17 protein-coding genes are annotated in these 23,689 nt (G+C 40.8%); 10 read left to right on the top strand and 7 right to left on the bottom strand.

Annotated elements, in window-relative coordinates:
- Window positions 1-302 precede the first annotated feature (302 nt).
- From VBD025_RS05400 to rarD, 3 genes are all read right to left on the bottom strand, one after another.
- On the bottom strand, window positions 303-932 hold the full coding sequence (locus VBD025_RS05400) for a YpmS family protein (protein WP_430790029.1): 630 nt from the start codon (window positions 930-932) through the stop codon (window positions 303-305).
- Between the two features lie 147 nt (window positions 933-1,079).
- Window positions 1,080-1,988, bottom strand: a complete 909-nt coding sequence (locus VBD025_RS05405; protein ID WP_430790031.1) for an SGNH/GDSL hydrolase family protein — start codon at window positions 1,986-1,988, stop codon at window positions 1,080-1,082.
- 122 nt (window positions 1,989-2,110) lie between these two features.
- Window positions 2,111-3,013 (bottom strand): EamA family transporter RarD, encoded by a 903-nt coding sequence (rarD, locus tag VBD025_RS05410; protein ID WP_430790033.1) that lies wholly within the window; start codon window positions 3,011-3,013, stop codon window positions 2,111-2,113.
- Between the two features lie 259 nt (window positions 3,014-3,272).
- Here rarD and megL point away from each other — a divergent pair, with 259 nt between their 5' ends.
- A complete protein-coding gene (gene megL / locus VBD025_RS05415; protein WP_430790035.1) occupies window positions 3,273-4,457 on the top strand; it encodes a methionine gamma-lyase in 1,185 nt (394 codons plus the stop codon).
- On the opposite strand, the gene VBD025_RS05420 is transcribed toward megL, so the two are convergent.
- A complete protein-coding gene (locus VBD025_RS05420; protein WP_430790037.1) occupies window positions 4,454-5,008 on the bottom strand; it encodes a short-chain dehydrogenase in 555 nt (184 codons plus the stop codon). The two genes, megL and VBD025_RS05420, sit on opposite strands and share 4 nt — an antisense overlap.
- Window positions 5,009-5,107: 99 nt before the next feature.
- On the opposite strand from VBD025_RS05420, the gene cls reads away from it, so the two are divergent.
- From cls to hutG, 7 genes are all read left to right on the top strand, one after another.
- Window positions 5,108-6,550 (top strand): cardiolipin synthase, encoded by a 1,443-nt coding sequence (gene cls / locus VBD025_RS05425; protein WP_430790039.1) that lies wholly within the window; start codon window positions 5,108-5,110, stop codon window positions 6,548-6,550.
- A 21-nt stretch (window positions 6,551-6,571) separates the two neighbouring features.
- A complete protein-coding gene (locus tag VBD025_RS05430; protein WP_430790041.1) occupies window positions 6,572-7,087 on the top strand; it encodes an acyl-CoA thioesterase in 516 nt (171 codons plus the stop codon).
- 354 nt (window positions 7,088-7,441) lie between these two features.
- Window positions 7,442-8,872 carry an alanine/glycine:cation symporter family protein gene (locus VBD025_RS05435; RefSeq protein WP_430790043.1) on the top strand — a complete coding sequence of 477 codons (1,431 nt, stop codon included), beginning with the start codon at window positions 7,442-7,444 and terminating at the stop codon, window positions 8,870-8,872.
- 414 nt (window positions 8,873-9,286) lie between these two features.
- Entirely contained in the window at window positions 9,287-10,813 is a 1,527-nt protein-coding gene (gene hutH / locus VBD025_RS05440; protein ID WP_430790045.1) for a histidine ammonia-lyase, read from the top strand.
- A complete protein-coding gene (hutU, locus tag VBD025_RS05445; protein ID WP_430790047.1) occupies window positions 10,800-12,452 on the top strand; it encodes a urocanate hydratase in 1,653 nt (550 codons plus the stop codon). The genes hutH and hutU overlap by 14 nt, the downstream gene beginning before the upstream one ends.
- 15 nt (window positions 12,453-12,467) lie before the next feature.
- Window positions 12,468-13,721, top strand: a complete 1,254-nt coding sequence (hutI, locus tag VBD025_RS05450) for an imidazolonepropionase (RefSeq protein ID WP_430790049.1) — start codon at window positions 12,468-12,470, stop codon at window positions 13,719-13,721.
- Window positions 13,613-14,689, top strand: coding sequence for a formimidoylglutamase (gene hutG / locus VBD025_RS05455; protein ID WP_430790051.1), 1,077 nt, complete (start codon window positions 13,613-13,615; stop codon window positions 14,687-14,689). Before hutI ends, hutG begins: the two co-directional genes overlap by 109 nt.
- A 202-nt stretch (window positions 14,690-14,891) precedes the next feature.
- Here hutG and VBD025_RS05460 read toward each other — a convergent pair whose 3' ends face one another.
- Window positions 14,892-15,224: a winged helix-turn-helix transcriptional regulator gene (locus VBD025_RS05460; RefSeq protein WP_430790053.1), complete on the bottom strand. Its 333-nt coding sequence runs from the start codon at window positions 15,222-15,224 to the stop codon at window positions 14,892-14,894.
- A 251-nt stretch (window positions 15,225-15,475) separates the two neighbouring features.
- Between VBD025_RS05460 and VBD025_RS05465 the strand changes: the two genes are divergently transcribed.
- Entirely contained in the window at window positions 15,476-16,714 is a 1,239-nt protein-coding gene (locus VBD025_RS05465) for an aminopeptidase (protein WP_430790055.1), read from the top strand.
- Between the two features lie 1,192 nt (window positions 16,715-17,906).
- Here VBD025_RS05465 and recQ read toward each other — a convergent pair.
- A complete protein-coding gene (gene recQ / locus VBD025_RS05470; protein ID WP_430790057.1) occupies window positions 17,907-20,051 on the bottom strand; it encodes a DNA helicase RecQ in 2,145 nt (714 codons plus the stop codon).
- 76 nt (window positions 20,052-20,127) lie between these two features.
- Entirely contained in the window at window positions 20,128-21,423 is a 1,296-nt protein-coding gene (brnQ, locus tag VBD025_RS05475) for a branched-chain amino acid transport system II carrier protein (RefSeq protein WP_430790059.1), read from the bottom strand.
- Window positions 21,424-21,790: 367 nt separating this feature from the next.
- On the opposite strand from brnQ, the gene VBD025_RS05480 reads away from it, so the two are divergent.
- On the top strand, window positions 21,791-23,629 hold the full coding sequence (locus VBD025_RS05480) for a cation:proton antiporter (RefSeq protein ID WP_430790061.1): 1,839 nt from the start codon (window positions 21,791-21,793) through the stop codon (window positions 23,627-23,629).
- Window positions 23,630-23,689 lie beyond the last annotated feature (60 nt).

A 23,689-nucleotide genomic window follows, 5' to 3' on the forward strand; every position in this document is an offset into this window, starting at 1 on the left:
TTACAATACGAGTATTCTTTCCAGTAAAAGTAAAGTACGTGGACACTGAAAAAGTGATAGATTTTACAAATTTTATCTTTTCACCTTAACGCAGCATCTTCGAATATACGAGACTCCAGCGGGAACAGCACGAGTCTGAAGGCCCCACAGAGTGGTTTTCTCGAGGAGACTGAAGCCGTGCCCGCGGAAAGCGAAGTATATTCGATGATGCGATCGTAGATCCACATCTTTCATATTATAAGTGACTTTTTCAGTTGGATCTTATAAGAGTAAGATAAAATCGTCGTCAAATACAAGTTCGCTTAATAGTTATTCGGTTTGATGCCTAATGACTCATAAGGAATATGAATTCTAAACGCAATATTATTTTCTTTTAAATTGAAATTCTCAATACTGACTTTAAAGTTACTGCGAATTTCCATATTTGTTACAGCAAGATATACTTCTTCTTTTTTAGGATTTACAGTAACCCAATCAGGCATAGGTAAATATTTTTTCATATATTCCATTATCTTTTGATTGGGAAGCTGCAGTAAACCAACTGAAATTGATTTCTGTTTTAAAATAACATCACCATTTTTCTGAACAAGCGGTTCAAAGTGCACAGAGAGTGGGATGGTTGAGGAGAATACAGGAAGTTCTCCAATCAAATGAACGTCATCCTCAAGCTCAATTCTGTAATGGTGTTGTGAATTATTAAGTAATTTATCCAAGTAAGAATTAATTAGGTCGTTCAGATTGGATTTAGTTGTACGCACAGTAAATTGCGAACTCTTTTGCTCGTCGACCTCATCGTTTAGGGGCGAGGTAGTAGTGGAAACCGGCCAGAATATAAAAAGTATGAATCCAAATAAAATGACTGCATTAATTGTGAGCAATAGATAGAAGTATTTTTTCCATTTAGACCTCATTTGTTTATCAGTTCTCTTCATAGTGCCCACCTCTTTACTATCTTTTTCTTTTCAATCAGGATTGCAATTATTTCCTGCAAAATAAATAACCGCAGATATAAAAGTATATCCGCTATTAAATAAATTTAATCTCGAATCTACGAATATCACACAAAATTTCTATGTTTGTTAACTTTTGTTCAGGTATTCCAGAACTCGTGCTGCAATTCGATGGTAGCCTTGAAAATTCGGATGAAAATTATCTTTCCAGAATAAATCTATATTCGGATCCTCAAATAGATCAAGTGTTGGTATATAAGTCGCATTATTGTAGGATTCTGCTATTCTTTCACTTGTCTGATTCCAGTTTCGGACAATGATTCCAAGTTCTTTGATTTGAGGAAAGTATCTGCCGAATGGATCATAGAAACCGAGTAAATAAACATCGGCATTCGGATTCAACTTGTAAATTTTTTCGAACACTTTCTTTAATCGTACTTCATACTCCATTCGTGCTTTACTGAAGTCATCCATTGTAATGTCTGCGAAATTTTCTTTTACAACTTGCATGATGTCGTTAGCGCCGATAGTAATTAGAACAATATCTGCATCTGCAACAGAGGTTGTAACATTAGGATCTTCTAAGTATTTCAGAAGCTGATCTGTTCGACGGCCACGTTTACCGTAGTTTTCAAACTCCACAATCGTGTTTTCTGTCGTGTTTAGTGCCTCATCCAGGATACCCACATATCCGCCGTTCTCTGTATCATCACCAACTCCTTGAGTCAGGGAATCGCCAATTGCAACAACTTTTGCTTCGTTATCTGTGAAGAAATCTACTGTTTCCTGAACAGCTCCTGTAAACAAGTCTTTCACTTTTCCTGCAACATTATCCTCTGTTTGTTCTTCTATTACTTCTTCCTCATCATTTTGTTCTTTTTCCTGTTCCTCTTTCGTGGCAGGCTGGTCATCTTTTTTTTCAATTTTTGCTTGTTTTATCGCTTTATCGATAGGTGAATTAACAGTAGACACAATTAAATAAGCTATTAAAACTAACACGATAATTCCTATTGTAATTAAAGTTGTCTTTGTCTTCATGTTGTTATCACCTAATAATAGTATATTTTAGCATTGCTTATACGGTGTATAGGCTGAACGTAATTAAAGTATTATACCCGTATTAATGGCGAATCAATTGTGAACGTTAAACAACTTTCGACCTATTTGCTAACTCGTCTTGAAGGTCTGCGATACGCAGAACCCATATAAATAATCAGTGCAATCCAGATTAGCATAAATGAAATTAAATGAGCGGTGGTAAATGTTTCTTCATAAACAAATACACCTAGAATCAACATAATAGTCGGAGCGAAATATTGCAAAAAACCTACCATAGACAGTGGGATTTTTTTTGCGCCGCTTGCAAACAATAATAATGGAATTGCCGTAACGATTCCAGCGCCAACTAAAAGTAAAGTTGTACTGGATAAGACAGAATGCTGAACGATTTTATTTTCGGTGAATAGCGGTACGTATAAAAGTGCTAATGGAGTAACAATCATTGTTTCAATTGCCAGACCAAACATTGGCCCAATATCTACCATTTTCTTTAAAAGTCCGTAGAAGCCGAAGCTAAATGCCAACAGAAGAGCAACCCACGGGAAGACACCATAGCTTATGGTCAAGAACGTTACCCCAATTCCAGCGAGAAAAAAGGACAATAGTTGTCTTCTTGTCAAACTTTCTTTTAATACGATGATACCCAGGAGAATACTTACCAGTGGATTTATGTAATAGCCGAGACTTGCTTGAATGACATGATCTGTATTAACCGCCCATATATAAGTAAGCCAATTTATACTAATCATAACAGATGCAAGTGTAATTCCGGCAAGTTTGCGTTTATCCCTTAAAATTATTTTGCACTCAGCAATGAATGCACGTCCTTTTTGCTTCATTACGATAATACCAATCATAAATAAAAATGACCAAATAATCCGGTGAGCCAAAATTTCTCCAGCGGGCACTTCCTGTATCAGTTTCCAGTATATAGGAAGAAATCCCCAAAGCAAGTATGCACTTGTTGTATATATTATTCCAATTTTTTCATCGTTTTGTTCCATGAGTCAACACTTCCATTCTATGCTTCTACCATTATATATATATAAAGTAAGCTAAGTTTAGAGTTTTCTCATGTAAAATGCAATCAACTTGAACCCTATACAAACGAAAGAAAACGCTTTCAAATAGGTGAAAAATCATATATGATAAGGTTAGACAAACATAAATAATTTATCTTTATAGACTGATATTCATCAGAATATAATAGACTTTGTCAATCCGTGTAATGTGGAGTTGACTTAGTTTAATGGGGGAGAAAAAATGAGTACTAATTCGAAACGATTTGAGACTGCTGTCATCCATGAAGGGTATGATGCAAAAGATATGTTAGGCAGTTTGGCTACACCGCTATTTCAAACGTCAACGTTTACCTTTGATTCTGCTGAGCAGGGGGAGCGCAGATTCGCAGGGGAGGAAGAAGGTTATATATACTCTCGTCTTGGGAATCCAACAGTCAAGGTATTGGAAGAACGCATTGCGGCTCTTGAAAAAGGCGAGCGAGGTCTAGCATTTGGCTCTGGAATGGCCGCTGTTTCTGCCGTATTAATTGCATTAACGAAAGCAAATGACCATATCATCTGTTCTTCAGGGTTATATGGATGTACGTATGGATTGTTAACAATGATGGAAGAAAAATATAATATTAACCATGATTTTTCGAGCATGGATTCAAAAGAAGCCATCGAGAATCTGATTCAACCGGAGACGTCATGCATCTATGTCGAAACACCAATTAATCCTACGATGAAACTGATTGATTTACAAATGGTTGCAGATGTAGCCAAAGAACATAATATCCCAGTTGTAGTTGATAATACATTTTCATCTCCGTACCTTCAGAACCCGCTGGACTTTGGCTGTGATGTTGTACTCCATAGTGCAACGAAATATATCGGAGGGCATGGTGACGTCGTGGCCGGGCTGGTTGTAGGGAAAAAAGATTTCCTGGACTCGGTAGCCATGTCAACACAGAAGGATATTGGAGGAATTATATCACCTTTTGACGCGTGGCTGCTGCTGCGCGGATTAAAAACACTGCATGTTCGATTAGATCGTCATTCAGATAACGCGGAGAAAATTTTTGGGAAGCTTAAAAGTCACCCGAAAGTCAAGCAGGTTTTCTATCCTAGTGACGAAGATCATCCGGACTATCCTATTTACAAAAAACAGATGAAGCGTGGAGGCGGCGTTATTTCGTTTACGATCGATGGAACGAAAGCAGAAGCCCAAGCGCTGTTGAACAAGCTATCCTTTTTAAAAATAGCCGTGAGCTTGGGGGATGCTGAGACGCTAATCGAGCATCCGGCCACAATGACACACGCCATTATCCCTGAGGGATCAAGAGAACGAATGGGGATTACCAATCAATTGGTTCGTATATCTGTTGGACTGGAAGCATGGGAAGACATCTGGGCAGATCTGGAGCAGGCACTGGATCAACTCTAAGGTCGCCTGTGCCAGGGCTCCAACGTACCAACAATTGTTTCCAACTGGTCTGTTTCAATTGCAAGGAGAACACCAGCAGCTATTTCGTGGTGTGTGAGCCACCGTGAAGTCGTCTTTTCCAGAATAAAGCCTAAATAAATGCGTCTGTACTGGCAGTTCTTTGGTACAGGCGTGTTTTCTTTTTCAAAAAACCGGGAACTACCCTGCATATGGAATAGCTTCCACACCTTTGTTTTGTTAACATTTGTCATTTCATCCAGTAAGGAATCCAGTGCACGTGGGGCTGTGCCGTGAATCCAGCTGACGACAAGATCTGGGGTGCCAAATCTGTGAAACGCTTTTTGCAGTTCTTCTCTAAAGCGTTCATCATCGTGATAATCCACTGTAATGGCGTGCAGTCGATCAGCATGCGGATTATTATTTTTTAAAAGTTTATGTTTAGCAGGACTGCGCCCAACGACAGATACATAAGTATAATCATGAATGAGTTTATGACAAACTTCGGTGAGCATGCCTGTTCCGCCTATAACCAAAGCATATTTTTCCTTCAATTCAAATCACTCCTTTTTCAAACTAACTCGATTGATAAAATTGTGCTATATTATGGATACTAGAAATGTAAGTTCTGTTACAGGAAGGAGAAAGTCACTTTGGAATTAATCCCCTATTTTTTAGCATTTATTATTATATCAAACATTGGGCTGGCACTTACCATTATTTTTCTGGAGCGTAAAGATGCTACATCTACGTGGGCTTGGCTAATGGTTTTGCTGTTTATTCCAATCGCAGGCTTCTTCCTTTATTTAGTTTTCGGTAAAAAGATCAGTAATAAACGTATTTTTACATGGGAGACAAAAAGCAAACTCGGTGTGAAACGGGCGGTTCAGGCACAGCTTCGAGCTATTGAGGAAGATACGTTTGTTTATAAGCATCAGGAACTAAAAGAATATAAAGATCTTTATTATATGCACCTTCGTAATGATGATGCCATTTTGACACAAGATAACAAAGTCGATATCTATACCGATGGGGAAGAGAAATTTAAAGCCCTAATTCAGGATATACAAAAAGCGAACGATCATATCCATTTGCTTTACTATATTATTCGTTATGATGGTCTTGGAAAACGTCTTGCTGATGTTTTAGTAAAAAAAGCAAATGAAGGTGTACAGGTGCGCGTGTTGTACGATGACATGGGTTCAAGAACATTAAAACGAAAATTTATTAAGCGTATACGTAATGCAGGGGGTCAGGTAGAAGCTTTTTTCCCTCCTAAGATTCCTAAGATCAATATGAAAATCAACTATCGTAACCACCGAAAGCTGGCAATAATGGACGGGAAAGTCGGATACATAGGCGGTTTCAACGTTGGTGATGAATATTTAGGGAAAGATAAAAATTTCGGGTATTGGCGTGATACGCATTTGCGAGTACTGGGCAGTGCGGTTCATCATATGCAAACACGTTTTATCCTGGACTGGAATCAGGCTTCACGAAATGATATTGCCTATCATGACAGGTACTATACCGCATCACCGGCTGGGGATGTAGGTATGCAGATTGTAACGAGTGGACCGGATTCGGAATGGGAACAAATTAAAAATGGATACATCAAAATGATTATGTCAGCCAAAGAATATATTTATATTCAAACACCGTATTTTATACCGGATGAAAGTCTTGCAGATGCGCTAAGAATTGCTTGTCTTTCCGGAGTTAATGTGAAAATTATGATACCAAATAAGCCTGATCATCCCTTCGTTTACTGGGCGACGCTTTCCTACGCTGGCGACTTGCTTAAAGCAGGTGCTGAGGTGTATATTTATCAGAATGGATTTTTACATGCTAAAACAATTGTCGTAGATGGTAAAATGGCGTCTGTGGGAACAGCAAATATTGACGTCCGCAGTTTCCGGTTGAACTTTGAAGGAAATGCCTTTTTATACAGCAGTGTAGTGGCTGGTAAGCTGGTAGACAGCTTTATGGAAGATATTAGCCTTTCCACACAAATGACAAAAAAATTATACGATAAACGGTCTGCTGGTATTCGATTTAAAGAATCCATTTCACGTTTACTATCACCAATTTTATAAACAGTAGGAGGAAACATAGTAATGGAAAAAAGAAACTGTCGTCACTCACTAACAGTCAAGACATCACACGTACTGCCGCCAGATACAAACACACATGGCACATTGTTTGGTGGTAAATTAATGGCACACATCGATGACGTTGCAGCGATTGCAGCGGCACGTCACGCAAGATTAGCGGTAGTTACTGCATCAACCGATTCAGTCGACTTTCTTGCACCGGTAAAAGAGGGAGATTCCATTTGCGTTGAAGCGTTTGTAACCTGGACGCATAACACATCCATGGAAGTATTCGTAAAAGCAGTCACAGAAAATCTGTTAACTGGAGCGCGTGAAGTATGTACAACAGCATTCCTAACGTTTGTAGCTGTAGATGCTGATGGGAAACCAATACCAGTTGCATCTGTTTATCCAGAAACGGAATATGAAAAGGACCTGAATGAGCAAGCTCCACTTCGTGCAAAACATCGTAAGGAACGACGAGCTCACTCTAAAGAACTAGCTTCCAAATTCGGTACTGACTTTCCATGGGACAGATAATAGTATCGCTTAAAACCGCCTTTGTGGGCGGTTTTTTTTCGGAGTCGGACTGTATTTTGGTCGGATTGGCATGTAATTCGTTCGATGTGGCTAGTATTCCACGGTTAGTGGCAGGTATTTGGTCTGAATCGGCCGGTATTCGGTGAGTTGAACTGTCTATGCTCACGGATCTTTTTAATTAAATTATGGTTCTTTCAATAGTTGTGATAAGATTAAAAAAGTCTGTTTTCCGGAAAATGAAGTAAAAAATTGTTCACATTGAAAAATTGAGGATTACGAGCAGAAAACATCGGGTATATAAAACGGAAGTTAGTATAAAATTTAATTTTAGAATATACAGGGGGAAGTCACAACATGAGTTTTATTGAAAATATTATTGGAGAGGCAAATACAATACTTTGGTCATATGTATTAATTGCAGCACTAATTGGTGTTGGGCTTTGGTTTACAATCAAAACAAAGTTTGTGCAGTTCAGATATCTACCGGAAATGTTTCGGGTTTTATTCGACAAACGAACAATGACAGCAAAAGGAAAGAAAGGTACTTCCTCCTTCCAGGCATTCGCAATCAGTGCGGCATCTCGTGTTGGTACAGGTAACCTTGCTGGTGTGGCAGCTGCCGTAGCAATTGGTGGACCTGGTGCAGTTTTCTGGATGTGGATTATTGCGTTATTAGGCTCAGCAACAGCTTTTGTTGAAAGCACACTTGCACAGGTTTACAAAGTACCGGAGAAAAACCAGTATCGTGGTGGTCCGGCGTATTACATGGAAAAAGGACTAAATAAACGCTGGCTTGGTATTCTATTTGCAATCGCTATAACGTTTACGTATGGACTTGTATTCAACTCGGTACAATCAAATACAATCAGTCTGGCGTTTGCAAATGAATTCGATTTCAGTAAAAATATAATGGCAATTGTTCTTGTTATATTGACAGCCATGGTAATTTTTGGTGGATTAAAGTCAATTGCGAATGTTACACAAATTATAGTTCCGATTATGGCAATTTTATATATTCTCATTGCCGTTTATGTTCTCATTGTAAATATTACTGAAATTCCAGATCTGTTTTCCATTATATTTGCAAATGCATTTGGTATCCGGGAAGTAGCAGGCGGTGGTTTCGGTGCTGCAATTCTGAACGGAATTAAACGTGGTTTATTCTCGAACGAAGCTGGTATGGGTAGTGCGCCAAACGCGGCTGCAACTGCAGAAGTAACGCACCCGGCAAAACAAGGTTTGATTCAGTCTCTTGGTGTATTTTTCGATACTATTTTAATTTGTAGTGCCACAGGATTCATTCTTATTTCTGCCGGCGGTTATGAAGGAAGTAAGCTGGACGGGATTCAATTGACCCAGAATGCATTTGAATTCCATATTGGTGATTGGGCGTCCATCTTTATTTCTGTAGCAATCTTCTTATTTGCATATAGTTCTATTCTTGGTAACTATTATTATGGAGAAAATAATATTGGTTATATTAAAGAAACGAAGGTTGGCTTATTCATCTACCGTATAGCAGTGCTTGCTATGATTGTCTTTGGCGCAGTGGTGTCATTTGACTTAGTATGGGCACTAGCTGATTTATCTATGGCAATCATGGCTCTGATTAACTTATACGCGATTACGAAGTTATTTAAAATTGCCGAACGTGTTCTAAAAGATTACCAGCGTCAACGTAAAGAAGGAAAAGATCCTGTCTTTTACCGTGACGTACTGGATAATCAGGACGGAATTGAGTTTTGGGATCGTGAAGAAGCAGCACATGAAAGAGAAAAGAAATAGGTTAAAACGCGCAAGCATCCTGTGGGGTGCTTGCGTTTTTTTATAGTTGGTGCGGATTTAATCGGGGCAGATTGGGTGGTGCGGAGCGTTTTTATCAGGATTTAATCGCGTATATCAGGAATATTCGGGGGACATCAGGATTTTCGTACGGTTTATCAGGGTAATCTTGTTTTTATCGGGATTTTCGCAGATATATCGGGATTTCACATTTGGAACTTTAACTACTTGCAACTAATTAAGAAAACGCTTACAATAGGAATAAGAATTTTCTAATTAGTTAGGATGTTTTCAATGGAGAGCAACTGCAAAAAATTAAATCAAACAAATATGTCAAAGAGGCTCGGTTTATAACCGCAGCCTCTTTTTACGTTGACTGCTTTAACCTAGTAAAGCGGTGCCAGAAGGAGGGTAACGATGGTTATTTTAACAGGTAAGACGTTAACATTCGGCGAAGTGAAGCGAGTGGTATTCGATTGTGAAGAGGTAAAGCTGGCGAGCGATGCGTGTACCAGGATTGAAGCTAATAGAAGTACTGTCGATAAGCTATTAATGGATAAAAAGACGATGTATGGCATTAATACAGGGTTTGGTAAATTTAGTGATGTCATTATTAATGATCTGGACTTAGAGGATCTACAGCTTAATTTAATCCATTCTCATGCCTGTGGTGTTGGTGATGCTTTCTCTGAGCAAATAACGAGAGCAATGCTTTTATTGCGGGCAAACGCATTATCGCAAGGGTATTCTGGTGTAAGAGTCGAGCTTGTGAATCAGCTCATCAAGTTGCTGAATAGCGGCATTCATCCAATTGTTCCGCAGCAAGGTTCGCTTGGAGCAAGCGGCGATCTTGCACCATTATCTCACTTGGCGCTTGGTTTAATGGGCGAAGGGGAGGTAATGTATCAAGGTGAAAAAATGCATGCGCTGGACGCGCTGAATCGAGAGGGAATTATCCCTCTGACGTTGAAAGCGAAAGAAGGTCTTGCATTAATTAACGGAACGCAGGCAATGACAGCGGTCGGTGTGGTTACGTACCTGGAAGCTGAAAAACTTCTCCATCAAAGCGAACTGATTGCCGCTATGACGATGGAAGGATTACAGGGAATCATCGATGCGTTTGATGTGGATCTGCATGCAGCTCGAGGGCATCAGGAGCAGATGGATGTTGCAGGACGAATCCGTTCCTTTTTAACTGACAGTCAGCTGATTACGAAACAAGGAGAACTTCGGGTCCAGGATGCGTATTCACTGCGATGTATTCCACAGGTTCTTGGTGCCTGCTGGCAAACGGTCAATTATGCGAAAGAAAAATTATTGACTGAAATGAACGCAGTGACAGACAATCCGCTTATTTTTTCCGAGCAAGATAAAGTGATTTCCGGCGGGAACTTTCACGGGGAGCCGATAGCGTTTGCGATGGATTTCATTAAACTGGGCATTGCTGAGACGGCAAATATTTCAGAGAGGCGGATTGAGCGGTTGGTTAATCCGCAATTAAATGATCTTCCGGCATTTTTAAGTCCAAATCCAGGGCTTGAGTCCGGCGCGATGATTATGCAGTACAGTGCAGCATCGCTCATATCCGAAAATAAGACTTTGGCACACCCAGCAAGTGTGGACTCCATTCCATCCTCTGCCAACCAGGAGGACCATGTAAGCATGGGGACAATTGGCGCAAGACATGCACTTCAAATGCTGCAAAACGCAAGACACGTTGTTGCGATTGAACTGATCTGCGCTATGCAGGCAGTCGAGTATCGTGGAACAAAGAAAATGTCAGCGATAACGAAGGAATTTTATGAAAAAGGCAGAAAGGTTGTAACGACTATTAATGCGGATCGTATTTTTGCGACAGATATTACGAATCTGGCAATCTGGTTAAAAAACGATGCAACATCCAATGTACCGATTAAAGGGGGAGTTTTTCATGAACAAGGTTGAAGTTAAAGCTAAAAAAGGACTGGAACTTGAGTGTAAAGGATGGGAACAGGAAGCGGCGCTCCGCATGCTTTACAATAACCTGGATCCGGAAGTTGCTGAAAACCCGGAAGAGCTTGTTGTATATGGTGGAATTGGGAAAGCAGCACGAAACTGGAAATCGTTCCACGCGATTGTAAAGACACTTCGTACGCTTGAAAATGATGAGACAATGCTCATCCAATCAGGTAAGCCGGTCGGTGTTTTCCGAACGCATAAACACGCGCCACGTGTGTTGTTGTCGAATTCAGTGCTAGTGCCGAAGTGGGCCAACTGGGAGCATTTCCATGAGCTTGATAAAAAGGGACTCATGATGTACGGGCAAATGACTGCCGGCAGCTGGATTTATATTGGTACACAAGGGATTCTGCAGGGAACCTATGAAACGTTTTCTTCGCTTGCTAAAAAACATTACAACGGTTCCCTTAAAGGTACGATCACGTTAACGGCTGGCCTTGGAGGCATGGGTGGCGCGCAGCCGCTTGCTGTAACAATGAACGAAGGTGTCGTTATTGCAGTGGAAGTGGATAAAAGCCGAATCGAGAAACGTTTGAAAACGAAATACTGTGACGTCATGGCAAAGAACCTGGATGAAGCGATCACACTTGCAAAAGAAGCAAAAGCATCAGGGAAAGCACTATCCATTGCACTGCTTGGAAACGCCGCAGAGGTTCATCATGAGCTGTTAACACGTGATATTCAGATAGATATCGTGACGGATCAGACGTCGGCCCATGACCCGTTAAATGGTTATGTGCCAGTTGGATTTACCGTCGAGGAAGCGGATGTATTGCGGAAAAAAGATCCGGAAGCGTATACAGTGAAATCGAAAGCAAGCATGGCAAAACATGTGGAAGCAATGCTTTTGCATAAAGAAAAAGGCTCCATTGTATTTGACTATGGAAATAACATCCGGCAGGTGGCGCACGACGAGGGTGTTTCAAATGCATTTGATTTTCCTGGCTTTGTCCCAGCCTATATCCGTCCATTATTTACAGAAGGAAAAGGACCATTTCGCTGGGTTGCCTTGTCAGGAGATCCGGAAGATATATACCGGACAGATCAATTAATTAAAGAACTTTTCCCAGAAAATGAAGCGCTGATTCGCTGGATTGATATGGCGCAGGAACAGATTGCCTTCCAAGGACTTCCTTCCAGAATCTGCTGGTTAGGTTATGGAGAACGAATGAAAATGGGACTCGCAATAAACGATCTTGTTCGAAAAGGTGAGCTAAAAGCGCCGGTGGTAATCGGGCGGGACCATTTGGATTGCGGTTCTGTTGCATCACCGAACAGAGAAACAGAAGGAATGCAGGACGGCAGTGACGCGGTAGGCGATTGGGCGGTATTAAACGCGCTCATTAACACAGCAGCTGGCGGGTCATGGATTTCCTTCCACCATGGAGGAGGAGTCGGTATGGGGTACTCCCTGCACGCTGGAATGGTCGCAGTGGCTGATGGAACTGATTTAGCCCACGAGCGTTTGGAGAGGGTACTAACAACAGATCCAGGCATGGGAATTATTCGCCACGCAGACGCTGGATACGTGTCCGCGATCGATTTTGCGGATAAGCACGATATTACTATCCCGACAAAGAAATAGGAAGGAGCATATACCATGCAAGCAGATTTACTCATAACAAATATTGGACAATTATTAACGATGGACAAAAAGGGACCAGTCAAGGGTTCGGACATGAATGACCTGATCGTGATGGAGGATGCTGCAGTCGCAGTTAGAGATGGAAAAGTGGAATGGATTGGCTCACGTGAAAAAGCAGTTAATATTCAGGCTGATCGCACGATAGATGCAAAAGGAAAACTGGTCACACCTGGATTGGTCGAGCCACACACACACTTGGTCTTCGGCGGTTCTCGAGAAAAAGAAATGGCGTTGAAGCAACAGGGAGTGCCATATCTCGAAATTTTAAAACAGGGTGGCGGAATCCTCTCAACGGTTAACGCAACAAAAGAAACGTCTTATGACGACTTGCTGGAAAAAGCGTTATTTCATTTAGATCGGATGGCTATGCACGGGATAACAACCGTCGAAGCAAAAAGCGGGTATGGTCTGGATAGAGAAACAGAGTTGAAACAACTTAAAGTCGCAAAAGAAGCCAATGTGAAACATCCACTGGACATCGTTTCAACGTTTCTTGGGGCACATGCAATTCCACCAGAGTATAAGGAAGATCCAGAAGCCTTTTTAAATGAAATGGTTGAAATGTTCGATGAAATCAAGGAAAAAAATCTGGCGGAGTTCGTGGATATTTTTACTGAAACAGGTGTATTTTCAGTAGTGCAGTCTAGGAAATATCTGCTAGCTGCGAAAGAAAAAGGATTTGGCGTAAAAATTCATGCCGACGAAATTGATCCATTGGGTGGAACAGAGCTTGCTGTGGAAGTAGGCGCAATCAGTGGGGACCATTTAGCAGTCGCATCGAACGAGGGAATCCAGCAGCTTGCGGCTTCAAATACGATTGGCGTTATACTGCCAGGAACAAGTTTTTATCTTGGAAAAGATACGTATTCACCTGCACGGAAAATGGTTGATGCCGGTGCAGCAATCTCCATTTCAACCGATTTTAACCCGGGCAGCTCGGTTACTGAAAATCTGCAGCTGATCATGTCGATTGCGGCACTAAAGCTGAAGCTATCGCCTGAGGAAATTTGGCATGCTGTAACAGTTAATGCTGCACACGCAATTGGACGTGGTGATGAAGCAGGAACCATTGCACCCGGAAGGAAAGCAGATATTGTTCTGTGGGATGCGCCAAATTATATGTACATTCCCTATCACTATGGCGTCAACCACGTGAATACAGTTGTGAAAAATGGAGAGGTTCTTTACGAGAGGCAGGCGATACGATGACTCAATTGAGGCATGTAAAACCTGCTGGAGAAGCGATTTTCAAAGACCGTTATACAACGAAAGTCCAGGAGTTGCTAGTTCCATGGAAGGCTGGATTGACAGCTGAGTTTGCGATAGCAGGAGCGCCATTCTCCAAGTCATCGATCAGCCATTCCGGGGCGTCGTTTGCCCCTTCAGCAATTCGTTCTGCTCTTCAGAGCTATACAACTTTTTCAGGCGATACGGGCATAGATTTGGCCGAATCAATTATGGACTTTGGTGACGTGAATATGGATCCGACTGATGTGGTGGGTAATTTGCAGCGTCTGTACGAAGGTTTTTCGGATATTTATGCGACAGATGCAGCTGAAAATTGGATGATACTTGGCGGTGATCACGGTATCAGCCATGCATCCATCAAAGGTTTTTCGGAAAAACATACGTCGATCGGAGTCATTCAATTCGATGCCCATCACGATTTGCGTAATGTTGAGGACGGTGGACCTACCAACGGTACTCCGTTCAGACGTTTGATAGAAGAAGATATTTTACAAGGTGAGAACTTGGTTCAAGTAGGCATTCGTGACTTCACCAATGCGAAAGAATATCATGATTATGCAGCTGAGAAAGGTGTAGTGGTCTACACGATGCAGGACCTGATGCGAGAATCCGTTGTGAAAATAATGGAAGAAGAACTGAAGCGACTAGCCGAGCGAGTTGACGTCATCTACCTTTCCGTCGACATGGATGTACTGGACCAGGCATACGCTCCTGGCTGCCCAGCAATTGGCCCAGGCGGAATGACCAGCCGTGAGCTCCTTGGCGCTGTGTTTATGGCTGCTCAACATCCACAGGTGACGGCTATGGATATCGTGGAAATCGATCCGACGATTGATATTCGGAACATGACCAGCCGTGTTGCGGCGAATGTCATGCTGCAGTTTATGATGGGGAAGCAGACGAGTAGTGCAGTGCGCCGGGATCGATAAAATTTATGTCGAGATCGATAAATTTTTTCTCGAACGTGATAAAAATCAGAACAGGATTGATAAGTGTCAACTAGGAATAGAAAAGCTAGTTACCGAGATAGATAACCGGCACTTCGGCAACTATATCGCCAGGTCCGGTGCGCCAGCCGGAATCGATAATGAGGCAAAAAAATAGGCTGTGCACGTCGCAGCAGCCTACCAATTATTTTGCTTTTTCTTTAGTTTCACTTTCTAGTTCGACCCAATTTTCTGCCCAACGCTGAATCTCACGAATAACAGGTTCCAGAGCCTTTCCTTTTTCAGATAAGGAGTATTCTATACGTACAGGAAACTCGGAGTATATTTTTCGTTCAACTATACCTTCCTGTTCAAGCATTTTTAACCGATCAGAGAGTAACCTCCCGCTGATAGGTAAGTCTGCTTCCATTTCAGAGAAACGTTTTTTGCCTTTTAAGAGATCGAATAAAATTAAACCAACCCAACGTTTGCTGACAAGTTGCATAGCGCTTTCAAATCGCGGACATAGTTCTTGCATGAAGATCACCTCATTTATTTTAGTTTATCTGTTAGTGTATGTTTTTAGTCATTAATTACGAAAAGTAACTTAATAACAGTATACCATATTAAGGTTACTTAGTAAATGACTCAGCAGCAGGACTAAGGATTAGAACTTGCAAAAATTAGCATTAATATTTTCGGATTATTTGATCAATAGTTTGGTAATTTAAGATGATTTATGAAATAATAACGGTACACGAAATATATGAAATTAATGGAGGGAATAGAATGATCAACCAAAAGACTAAGGAAAAATACGCAGAACTTGCTTTGCGTAAAGGTGTAAACCTTCAAAAGAACCAGGCGTTAATGGTTAATGCACCAATTGAGGGAGCAGACTTCACTAAAATTGTAGTTCGTAAAGCTTATGAAATGGGTGCGAAAGATGTACATATTAATTGGGTGGACGACGAGCTTACATTGTTAAAATATGAGAATGCTCCAGATGAGGTCATTGCTGATTTCCCTGAATGGAGAGTGAAATTGCATAACATGTATGCGGAAGATGGAGCTGCAGTACTTTCAATTCGTTCAACTAACCCGGACTTATTGCAGGATATTGATTCATCTCGTGTAGCAAAAGCTAATAAGGCTGCGGCGCAGGCTATGACTACTTTCCGCAAGTATACGATGAACGATTTGATTACATGGTCGATCATTTCTATTCCAACTGGTGACTGGGCACAGAAAATATTCCCTGATAAATCAACAGATGATGCTATTGAAAGTCTATGGGATGCGATTGTTAAAATTGTTCGTGTAGACCAGGAAGACCCAATTGCTGCGTGGGATGATCACAATGCTACATTGAGAATTGCGCGCGAGTTGATGAACCGTAAAAATTATAAAAAATTAATTTATAAAGCACCTGGGACAGATCTTGAATTGGAGCTGCCAGAAGGACATATCTGGAAAGGTGGATCTGCTGATTCTGCTAAAGGTATTACCTTTAATCCGAATATGCCAACGGAAGAAGTTTTCTCAATGCCACATAAATATGGGGTAAACGGAACCGTTTCTAGTACGAAGCCATTGAATTATGGTGGAAGTTTAATCGACAATTTCACATTGACGTTTAAAGAAGGAAAAGTAGTGGACTTTAAGGCTGAGCAGGGCGAAGAGGTTCTCAAGCATTTACTTGATACAGATGATGGAGCGCGCCGTTTAGGTGAAGTAGCACTAGTTCCACACGAATCACCAGTATCACAGTCAGGACTGATTTTTTATAATACGTTGTTTGACGAAAATGCTTCCTGCCATATTGCGCTTGGAAAAGCGTATCCAACCAACTTAGAGGGCGGAGCTGATATGGACAGTGAGCAGCTTGATAAACATGGAGTGAATGACAGTCTGACACACGTTGATTTCATGATTGGTTCTGAAAAGCTTGATATCGATGGAGTACTGCAGGATGGAACAACAGAAGCCGTTTTCCGCAATGGAACTTGGGCATTTGAAATTAAATAAATTTGTTAGCAGGACCGTTTCTCGGATTTCTCGGGGAGCGGTTTTTATTTTGCAGGTAAGAAAATATAAATCCTTTCTTACGCTCCTCTTTCGCACATAAAAAATTTAAGTTCTTGGAGACTTGAAATATGTTACTTGACGAGATATACAAATACGTCTGTTTCTAAAATATGCTATTAGTTACTTTTGTCGTAGTAGATGGAAATTGCGCAGTAACATACAACTTTGAAACTTCTATCTTGCCACTGAAAAAGTTACATAAGATATGTATTTAGAGAATCTGCGATCGCATCTTCGAATATACTTCGCTTTCCGTGGGCGAGTGGTGAGCCTCCTCGTGCTGTCGCACTCCGGGGTCTCACCGATCTCTTACTTCCCACAGGAGTCTTCGTATATTCGAAGATGCTGAGTTAAAATGGAAATAATATTTTTTGAAAATCTACCACTTTTTCAGTGACATTTTATTGCGCTCCATCTTTTCAATTGTTTTTAAATTCCTGTACCAATCACTTATGAATTGCGCAGTGGTAAAAATTCATGAGGTTCTCAGCAACTGAAAAAGGGATGGATATTATAAAAGAAGATCTTGCACCTCAACCTAGCATCATTGAATTCACGAGACTCCTATGGGAACAGCGCGAGCTGAAGATCTAAGCAGGAAAGCGCTTAAAGAGGAGGGCAAACTAAAACCGTCCTTTGCGGACAACGTTTGCATACTCCTTGCCGGGGCAAGGAAGCTGAAGTCGTGCCCACGGAAAGCGAAGTGAATTTGATGATGCGATCGCAGATCCTGTTAATATGTACTTCGTGTAACTTTTTCAGCTTCCTTCGGAATGATTCTGTAAGGCACCAATGAGAAAAATGAAGTTAATGCGCAGTTTATATATTTTGTGTCACTACGAAAATGGATTGCGAGATATTTAACTGTTTCTGGGAGAATCGCCTAATTTTATTCTGTGATAATTGTGTTATACGTATAAAGGTTTAGAGCAAATGCCGGTATAAGTAAAAACTCAGCATTCGCTAGTATAGACATGCAGAATGTCGAACTTTCTAACTCCAGATTGATAAAACAAATTCATCGATTTGTGAGAATATCGACGAATTTCCGGATAAATCGACCACCGTGATTCCGCTCGTCTTCACCATTTCCACAAAAAAAGTGCACTCCCTGAGGACGTGCACACCTAATTTACATCAATTCATTTTTAACCAAAACAGCTTTTATTTTTGTGTAACTGTAGCCTTCAGGCAGCAAATCCTTTACCTGCTTTAATTTTGGTTCTTCCAGTTCATTTCGTACTGCGAGTACTGTTTGTTCTTCCTCTTCTGTGAAAAATATTCCCCAGGCGATTGGATAGCCTTCCTTGGTAGCTTTGAAAATATGTCCTTCAATGGTTTGCGGAGATAAATCACGCATTACCGCTATATCCTTGAGGGACTTTCCAGACCGAAACATCTCATAGCTTGCAAGGTGACTTGGGCCATCGACATCTTTCGGTTTGGGCTTGCTTACAGGAGCAGTATCGCTGATTCGAATCCGCTTTTTCACATCCGGGTTTCGTTCTCGCCACTGTTGTACGGTTTCCAGAAACGCTTCACCATATTGCTCGTATTTCTTTTCACCAATACCTTTAATGGTAAGCATATCTTCTTTCGAATCCGGAAAATATCGACTCAAATCTTTTAATGTGGCATCTGAGAATAAAACATACGGCGGAACACCTTCATCATCAGCGGTTTGCTTGCGAAGCTGGCGCAATTCCTCAAATAGATCTTCACGGTAATCCGCTGCTTCACCAGTTGGAATAACGGTTGCATACATCGAAACGGACTGATTTCCTTTTAGGACGTCAACCGATGACTGATTCAGCTTCAATGTTGGGTAACGGCCTTCTTCTGTCGCGAGTATTTTTTCAGCGATTAAGAAATGAATCCACTCCGTAATTGCTTTTTCTGTGTAATTCGACAAAATCCCATAAGTGGATATTTTGTTCAAATTGAAGTCTTTCACTTTTTTATCTTTTGATCCCTTTAGTACTTTTGCGGTCATACTTACACCGAAACGTTCGCCCATGCGCTTTACACAGGACAAAATCATTTGTGATTCTTTCGTCATGTCGGTTTGATCTGTCCGGTGGATACAGTTACTACAGCGGCCACACGACTCGTTTACCTGCTGGTCATTAAAATAATCCAAAATAAACGACGTTAAACAGCTGTGTGTATGGCAATAGTTAATCATGGACTGAAGTTTGCGATATTCCGCCCGCTTTGCTTCGTCGTCCATCATCGATTGCTCAATCAGGAACTTCTGCAGCTGGATATCCTGTGCGGAAAAAAGCAGGATACAATCACTTGGTTCGCCGTCACGTCCTGCACGGCCAGCTTCCTGGTAATACGATTCGATTGTCATTGGCATTGCGTAATGAATGACATACCGAACATTGGATTTATCAATACCCATACCAAAAGCGTTTGTTGCAATCATGACTTGAATTTCATCCTGGATAAATGCTGCCTGTGCATTTTTTCGGTCGTCTTCAGACATTCCTGCATGATATTTTGCCACCGAAAAGCCTTTGGCAGTTAATTGTTCATATAGTGTATCTGCCTGTTTCCGAGTAGCGGTGTAGATTATCCCGGACTCATTTTTTCGCTCGGCAAGAAAGGAGCGGACGTAGGTAGGCTTGTCCTTCCCCTTTACAATATGGAAGGATAAATTATCACGCTCAAATCCAGTATTAATGACATGTTCATTTTCAATATGTAATAGGTTTTGAATATCTGTGATAACTTCCTCCGTAGCAGTTGCGGTCAGTGCAACATATACAGGGATATTAGATAAGGATTTCAGGTTTGGAACAATCGACCGATAACTTGGTCGGAAGTCGTGTCCCCATTGGGAGATACAGTGTGCTTCATCAAAAGCGACTAATGCAATCGGAAGCCGTTTCACGAGTTGAACAAAGTAAGATGATTCAAATCGTTCTGGAGCAACGTATACAAAATTATAGCGCCGTGCTTCAATATCCCGGAGACGCTGCTGTTGTTCCGCAGTAGACAAGGAACTGTTTATATATGTTGCTGCTATACCAAGTGAATTCAATGCATCAACCTGGTCCTTCATTAAGGAAATAAGTGGTGAGATAATAATGGCAACACCGTCAAGTGACAAACCGGGTATTTGATAACATACTGATTTACCGCCACCTGTGGGCATTACAGCTAATGTGTTTTTTAATTGAAGTATATTGGATATGGTTTCCTTTTGGCCTGGTCGGAAGGCTGGAAAACCATAATATGTTTGTAGGATTTTTTCTGCTTCTGCGATCATTATGATCCTCCTTCGTTACACATTATTTTACCACATTTTCAAACAAAAAAAGAGCTGATAAACTCAGCTCTTACATTTATTTAGCGTAACTTGGATTTGCTGATTTACTAATAAGCAAGCCAATAATGCTCCCGACTAACGCTGGCAGAATCCAGCCGAGTCCAAGTGAGAAAAACGGCAATGCTTCCATGTACGGTGTTACAGCAGACAGATCTAATCCGAACGCGAGCAGTCCATCGTATAAACTTGTAACAGCTGTTAGCAGAATAGCTCCCTGGTACACTGCCCGTTTTCCGTGAAACAACTTTTGTGAAAACGTTAGGACGATCAATACGATTGCTATTGGATAAATAAATACAAGTACCGGCACAGAATAGTTGATAATCGTGTTTAAACCTTGATTGGCGATTAAGAAACTTACAATTGTGGTAATTAGTATCACCATATTATAACTTACGCCAATAGTTTTAGAGAAAAACTGTCCACAGGCAACTACTAGCCCCACACATGTCGTGAAACAGGCTAAGGCTACGATAATTCCAAGTAATAGTGCACCGAATTCACCAAATACAAGACGTGCAGCACTGGATAAAATCTCGCCGCCGTTCGTAAACGTACCTGCGTCAGTCATTTTGGCACCTATCCAACCGATCGATCCATAAACCAAAATTAAACCGATTCCGGTAACCACACCTGCTTTTAACGTTGAAGTTACGAGTTCACGCTGCGTCGTTATTCCACGGTCTTTAAATGCATTTACAACAATGATGCCAAATGCTAATGCCCCAATAGCATCCATCGTTAAGTATCCTTCAACAAAGCCTGTGAAAAATGGTGACGAAGCATATTTATCAATTGGCGCTGACATTGGGTTATCCAACATTAAAAACCCGCCAATACTTAATCCGATAATTGCCAGTAATAGTATAGGAGTTAAATACTGACCGATGCGATCCACCATTTTGGATGGATTTAAACTTACGACATAAACTAATGTAAAGAAGATTGTCATAAACAAAAATATTGTCCAAAAGCTATTTGTTAAAAAGGGATCAGCACTCATTTGAAACGCCACTGTTGCAGCGCGTGGAATCCCGAAAAAAGGACCAATTGCTAAATATACTACTGAAGTAAAAATAAGACCGAACATAGGGTGTACGCGGTTAGCAAGCTCGCGTGCATCGTTGTTTACAAAGGAAATAGCAGTCACTGCGAGGATAGGTAACCCAACGCCAGTAAAGATAAACCCGGCAATTGCGGCCCAATAAGATGTGCCCGAATCAATTCCGAGAGTTGGTGGATAGATGATATTTCCAGCCCCGAAAAATAAAGCAAATAACATAAACCCAATAATGAAAGTGTCTTTATTCATGATGTTAGCTCCTTCTAATGGCAATAGTAGTTGATTTATAGAGGCAAACGCTTACAAATATTGTAAAAAATGTGCCTATTTTCAATATTATCAGAAAAATACAGGTGTGAAAAATGTACCTTTAAACACCAGGGACAATCTTAACAATTTAGTCAACAGCTTGTCAATATAGATATGGAAAGAGTTCCAACAATAATGTGGCTGGAAGATTTTACATTTTTTTCAGAACCAGGCTTTTATTGTTTACATTAACTACCTGCACATTTAAAATGATTTTATATTATAAGCGTAAGAATTTGTTAATTGCCTTGAAGTTAAATGTAAGGTACTATAAAAGCTTGATAAAGTTAACAAGAGGGGGTTTGATATGGTTCCGTCTATTCTTTTTGAAATTATGCTTATTGGTCTTTTGGGGATAGGTTCTCAATGGTTATCCTGGCGATACCGAATGCCAGCAATTGTGGTTATGTCCGTGGCTGGACTTTTAATTGGACCGATTTTTGGGTTCATGGATCCTGAAGAAGACTTTGGAAATTTATATAATCCTATTATTACGGTAGCAGTAGCTATTATTTTATTTGAAGGCAGTTTGAATTTAAGCTTTAAAGAATTACGCGGTTTAGGAAAACCAATATTTCGGATTTCAACTATCGGTGCATTTATTGCATGGATGCTGGGATCCTTAACAGCACATTACATAGCAGGATTATCCTGGACAGTTGCATTTGTTATAGGTGGATTATTTATTGTAACCGGTCCTACCGTAATCCTTCCTTTACTGCGTCAGTCGAAATTAAAGCCGCGTCCGGCAAAGATTCTTAAATGGGAAGGAATTATTGTTGATCCGATTGGTGCTTTACTGGCTGTATTTGCGTTTGAAATAATCGCCTATTTTTCGACAACCAATCCTGATGGCTCAGCACTTCTGTTATTCTTTGCTGCATCAATTTTCGCTGCAATCTTTGGCTGGGCATGTGGACGTGGAATGGGCTGGATGTTTGAAACTGGGAATATTCCAGAGTACTTAAAATCGCCAGCTGTATTTGTGGTAGTTATTTTGTGTTTCACCATAGCAGATGAGATAATGCATGAAACTGGATTACTGGCAGTTACGGCTATGGGTATGACGCTCGCAAATATGGGCATTAGCTCAGTTGCTGACATGAGACACTTTAAGGAAAACATGTCTATGCTGTTAATTTCAGCTATCTTTATCATGCTGACAGCTTCCCTGCAGGTAGAAACGTTACTGGAGATTTTTCAGCCTGAAATTATCGGTTACGTTATTTTAATGATGTTTGTAGTTAGACCGTTATCGATATTTTTATCCACAATTAATACTGATTTATCGTTGAATGAAAAAGTCTTAGTAGGGTGGATTGCCCCTCGTGGAATTGTTGCATTGACGGTATCGAGTTACTTTGCTTCTGTACTAAGTGAGGCGGGATACGAGGGCGCTTCTATTATTACGACACTTACATTTGGATTGGTATTTTTCACAGTTGTGGCGCACGGCTTCTCGATTGGCTGGTTAGCAAAAAAACTCCATTTATCGATGGAAGGTCGACCAGGTACAATCATAATTGGAAGTAATGATTTTACCGTAGAATTAGCTAAGTCACTTACCAAAGTGAAAGCACCTGTAATTATTATTGACTCGTCATGGGAACGTCTGCGAAAGACACGTGAAGCAGGAGTGCCGTTTTATCATGGTGAAATGCTATCTGAGCAAACTGAATATCATTTAGATACAACACCATATGAATATATGATTGCCGCGACTGAATTTCATTCTTATAACGCCCTAGTTTGTACGACGTTTATGCCTGAATATGGCAGAACCAATGTATTTAAAGCCAGTCCATATACGCTGGTTGATAACATGAATGATATAGTCGATAAAATCGGCGGCAGAATTTTATTTAGAGAAGATGTATCGATGGATGAACTAAGTAATAAGGTGAAGAGTGGGTATGTATTCAGACAAACAACAATCACCGAACAATATGACTACGAGCGTTACTTGGAGGAACGGGATAAAGAAACAGTCCTGTTGTATATGCTGAAGCCTTCTGGCAAGATGTATTTTTATTCTGCAGAGCTCAAAAACACACCTGAGGCTGGAGATATCATTGTAAGCTTTACTCCACCAAAGAAGGAACATAAAAAAATCCAGGCAAAATTGGAAAATAACCGAAACAACTAAATAGTGACTGGACATAAATATTTGAACGCAGACACTAAGCGTAGTGTTTCGACAAAGCGG

This window comes from Virgibacillus flavescens, from assembly GCF_050574275.1.
GTDB lineage: Bacteria > Bacillota > Bacilli > Bacillales > Amphibacillaceae > Virgibacillus_F > Virgibacillus_F flavescens.

What these genes read in the sequence shown, in the direction of transcription:
- rarD (WP_430790033.1), bottom strand. Translation starts at nt 3,013, where the DNA reads ATGGAACAAAACGATGAAAAAATTGGAATAATATATACAACAAGTGCA.
- VBD025_RS05480 (WP_430790061.1), top strand. Translation starts at nt 21,791, where the DNA reads ATGGTTCCGTCTATTCTTTTTGAAATTATGCTTATTGGTCTTTTGGGG.
- VBD025_RS05465 (WP_430790055.1), top strand. Translation starts at nt 15,476, where the DNA reads ATGATCAACCAAAAGACTAAGGAAAAATACGCAGAACTTGCTTTGCGT.
- brnQ (WP_430790059.1), bottom strand. Translation starts at nt 21,423, where the DNA reads ATGAATAAAGACACTTTCATTATTGGGTTTATGTTATTTGCTTTATTT.
- hutH (WP_430790045.1), top strand. Translation starts at nt 9,287, where the DNA reads ATGGTTATTTTAACAGGTAAGACGTTAACATTCGGCGAAGTGAAGCGA.
- megL (WP_430790035.1), top strand. Translation starts at nt 3,273, where the DNA reads ATGAGTACTAATTCGAAACGATTTGAGACTGCTGTCATCCATGAAGGG.
- VBD025_RS05435 (WP_430790043.1), top strand. Translation starts at nt 7,442, where the DNA reads ATGAGTTTTATTGAAAATATTATTGGAGAGGCAAATACAATACTTTGG.
- hutI (WP_430790049.1), top strand. Translation starts at nt 12,468, where the DNA reads ATGCAAGCAGATTTACTCATAACAAATATTGGACAATTATTAACGATG.
- VBD025_RS05460 (WP_430790053.1), bottom strand. Translation starts at nt 15,224, where the DNA reads ATGCAAGAACTATGTCCGCGATTTGAAAGCGCTATGCAACTTGTCAGC.
- VBD025_RS05400 (WP_430790029.1), bottom strand. Translation starts at nt 932, where the DNA reads ATGAAGAGAACTGATAAACAAATGAGGTCTAAATGGAAAAAATACTTC.
- VBD025_RS05405 (WP_430790031.1), bottom strand. Translation starts at nt 1,988, where the DNA reads ATGAAGACAAAGACAACTTTAATTACAATAGGAATTATCGTGTTAGTT.
- VBD025_RS05430 (WP_430790041.1), top strand. Translation starts at nt 6,572, where the DNA reads ATGGAAAAAAGAAACTGTCGTCACTCACTAACAGTCAAGACATCACAC.
- recQ (WP_430790057.1), bottom strand. Translation starts at nt 20,051, where the DNA reads ATGATCGCAGAAGCAGAAAAAATCCTACAAACATATTATGGTTTTCCA.
- hutU (WP_430790047.1), top strand. Translation starts at nt 10,800, where the DNA reads ATGAACAAGGTTGAAGTTAAAGCTAAAAAAGGACTGGAACTTGAGTGT.